A 2017-nucleotide genomic window follows, 5' to 3' on the forward strand; every position below is an offset into this window, starting at 1 on the left:
TAGCATATTCAGCGGGCGGCAAGGGTAAAGTCCGACAGGCTGCTAGGTCACCGTTCGCGCATCGGCCCTGGTCACCGTGTAGCGGTGACCCTGTTCCTGCACCGTATCGCCGACCGCCGGGATATATCGCAGGCGGTTGATCAGGAAACCGGCCAGGGTGTGCGCCTCACCGATCGGCAGATTGAGCTTCAGCGAATCGTTCAGCTCGGAGATCGGTGCCTTGCCGCTGATCAGGTCGGTGTTGTCAATCCATCAGCATTGAAACCAGATCGCCGGCATCGCCGAAGGCCAGAGTAAAGCGGTCCATCTGCGCGTTGATCCGGTCGATCGCGTGACGCTGGGTTTGATCCGTCATTGGAGCAAGTAGGCACCCGCTCCAGCGAAATAACCGATCAGGGCTAGCCAACTGATCTTCTTCACGTACCAGAAAAAGTGAATTTTCTCCAAGCCCATGGCAGCAACGCCCGCTGCCGAACCAATGATGAGAATCGAACCACCTGTCCCGGCGCAGTAGGCAAGGAATTTCCAGATGAAGTGGTCAGTCGGGTATTGCTCTAGACTATACATTCCCATCGATGCTGCGACTAGCGGGACGTTATCGACCACTGCGCTGACGATACCGATGATCAGGACGATTACATCCTGCCGTCCCACTGTCTGATCCAGCCATTGCGCTAGTGAAGTCAGGATATGAGTATGTTCCAAGGTGGCGACGGCAAGCAGGATGCCGATGAAGAACACGATGGAGCTCATGTCGATGCGGCTGAGAGCATGTACCAGCGTCAGGTGCTGCTTGCTTTCGTCCTCTTTCTTGCGATGGACCAGATCGCCGACCAGCCAGAGGATGCCCAGACCGAACAGGATGCCCATGAAAGGTGGCAGATGGGTGATGGTCTTGAATGCAGGAACGGCTACCAGAATGCCAATGCCCATGAAGAACATCAGATTACGTTCAAAGTCGGTGGTATGCAGGCCATGATCACTCGCACGTATTTGCGGCGACTCAACGGGCCTTCCGCGCAGGATATAAGCCGTCACTGCCAGCGGAACCACCATGCTTAACGTGGCGGGGATGAAGACCGACTTCATGATGGACAGTGTCGTGATCTGGCCGCCGATCCAGAGCATGGTGGTGGTCACGTCGCCAATCGGAGACCATGCACCACCCGCATTGGCTGCAATGACGATGATGCCTGCAAAGAACAGACGGTCTTCATGCTTGGTGAGTAGCTTCCGCATGAGGGAAATCATGACGATGGTAGTGGTCAGGTTGTCCAGCACCGAACTGAGGAAGAACGTCACAAAACCGACCAGCCACATCAGCGACGCCAGCTTGGTTGTACGAATACGCTTAGTGATGACTTCAAAGCCGTTGTGAGCATCGACGACCTCCACAATGGTCATGGCACCCATCAGGAAGAACACGATCTGGGCTGTTGCCATGACGGATTCGCCCAGTTCTTCCCCGACCTTGTGGGAATCGCCTCCAGCCAGCGCATAGATCGTCCAGAGCAGCCCGGCGCCTAACAGCGCAGAGGCTGATTTGTTGATCTTGATCGGGTGCTCCAGTGCGATGGCGGCATAGGCAATGACAAATACGATGACGAGCGAAGTCAGCATTTCAACGATCCTCTGGTTAATCTTACTGTGAAAGAACTCTGTGCTCAGAGCAAAAAAACTCTGGCAATGGATGCCATGAAGCGTACCTCGAAGGGAAAGGAGGCTCAGGCGGCGGGGATAAAGCCGTGCCTCTTGAACGGCTCTTGAGAGAAGCCCTCGGATTCGGACCCCGCTTGCCTTCAAACAGCGTCTTCGCTTGCTCCTGGATCACCTTCTTCCACTGCCCAACCTGAACAGGGGGCATTCCGTACGCCTGACCAATCTAGTGTTGGCAACAAATAGAACTGTCCGGTTTTGTAGCAAATGAATTGTCCGCTTTGACCGGGGCGGCCGCGGCGGATATACGCAGCCACCTTCAAATTCGGAGGCATGACTTTGCCGGCTTCGTCATAGTCGG

At 55.4% G+C, this 2017-nt stretch carries 3 protein-coding genes; all 3 read right to left on the reverse strand.

Translation table 11 applies throughout. The features are described 5' to 3' along the window. Positions 1-42 precede the first annotated feature (42 nt). Positions 43-249 (reverse strand): HlyC/CorC family transporter associated domain-containing protein, encoded by a 207-nt coding sequence (locus tag VSS37_RS21865; RefSeq protein WP_138678245.1) that lies wholly within the window; start codon positions 247-249, stop codon positions 43-45. A gap of 102 nt (positions 250-351) precedes the next feature. Further along, positions 352-1620, reverse strand: a complete 1269-nt coding sequence (gene nhaD / locus VSS37_RS11215) for a sodium:proton antiporter NhaD (RefSeq protein ID WP_138678244.1) — start codon at positions 1618-1620, stop codon at positions 352-354. A gap of 179 nt (positions 1621-1799) precedes the next feature. Beyond that, positions 1800-2017: hypothetical protein (locus VSS37_RS11220; RefSeq protein WP_324695256.1), on the reverse strand; the 218-nt coding region annotated here is incomplete at its 5' end.

The sequence above is a fragment of the Candidatus Thiothrix phosphatis genome, assembly GCF_035668035.1.
GTDB lineage: Bacteria > Pseudomonadota > Gammaproteobacteria > Thiotrichales > Thiotrichaceae > Thiothrix > Thiothrix phosphatis.